At 64.8% G+C, this 750-nt stretch carries 1 protein-coding gene and 1 pseudogene; one reads left to right on the forward strand and one right to left on the reverse strand.

The window, feature by feature from the left end; all coding sequences use genetic code 11:
* Nucleotides 1-248, forward strand: a pseudogene (locus AX735_RS25510) (hypothetical protein); the annotation flags it as partial.
* Between the two features lie 115 nt (nt 249-363).
* Here the strand turns inward: AX735_RS25510 and AX735_RS01605 are convergent.
* On the reverse strand, nt 364-750 hold a 387-nt coding region (locus AX735_RS01605; protein ID WP_156447383.1), incomplete at its 5' end, for an SDR family oxidoreductase.

The following is a 750-nucleotide window of genomic DNA, read 5'->3' on the forward strand; positions in this document are numbered from 1 at the left end:
AGCGCAAGAGCCGGTTCAGCCCGCGGATCGAGATGGACGATGTCCAGGCCCCGACCACCCGCGCGGTCCGTCCGTTCAACGACCAGGGCAGCTATTCGCTCGATGTGGGCGGCGCCTACAAGGTCACCCGCAATCTCGACGTCACCGCCGGCATCCGCCTGCGCAGCGAGCGCGACCGCCTAACCGGCCTGACCAACGAGCAATATGACAGCCAGGCTGTCTATGTCGGAACCGAATTCCGCTTCTGATCTCGCGACAGCTCTGACGTTACTCCCCCCTCTCCCTGGATGGGAAAGGGTTGCGAAGCCTTATGAGCGAAGCGAATTAGGCGAAGCTGGGTGAGAGTGAGAACGCGATGGCCCGTCACACTGTCCGGATCGTTCCCCCATCGATGACGAACTCGGCCCCATGGATCGCCGCCGTGCGATCCGAGGCAAGATAGGCAATCAAATCGGCGACCTCGTGCGGTTCGGCCCCGCGCCCGATCGGGATGCCGCCCAGCCCATCGAGCACGCGCTGCCGCACCTGCTCGATCGTGCCGCCCTCGGCCGCCTGCAGCCGCTCGAGAAACTCCGAGGATGCTTCGGTCATGATCCACCCGGGCGAGACGCTGTTCACACGCACGCCCTGCGGCCCGATCTCTTTGGACAGCGCCTTGCTATAGGTCCTCAAGCCGGCCTTGGCGGCGGCATAGGCGGTGGTCGATTCGGGCAGCGGCATGACCGACTGGATCGATGTCACGTGCACCAC

This window comes from Blastomonas sp. CCH1-A6 (genome assembly GCF_001556365.1).
In the GTDB taxonomy this organism is placed as follows: domain Bacteria; phylum Pseudomonadota; class Alphaproteobacteria; order Sphingomonadales; family Sphingomonadaceae; genus Blastomonas; species Blastomonas ursincola.